Source organism: Anaerosporobacter sp., assembly GCF_965301125.1.
In genome coordinates this window covers 4094-4379 of the sequence record NZ_CBDLAM010000255.1, presented here as the reverse complement: position 1 = coordinate 4379, position 286 = coordinate 4094, and positions in this window count along the sequence as shown.

The window sequence follows — 286 nt, the reverse complement described above, 5'->3', positions numbered from 1 at the left end:
TAAGAATGTATTAGAAGACTTTACATATGCTAAGAAGAAAGCTGAGGCCATTAAAGTAAAAGCTGAAGAAGCAGCAGCTGTTATTGTATCGGCTTATATGGATGGAGTAATTGAAGACTATAGTAAGGCATGCTGGATGCTAAACCAATCTATGGAGTAATATAGAAGTTAGATTTAGAATGAAAAAGGGCTGTTCCCAATGAATATATCGGATATTAAATGGTTTTAATAGATGGTGTATATGAGGAACAGTCCTCTTTTTTACGCCTTAAATTAACAATCCTGT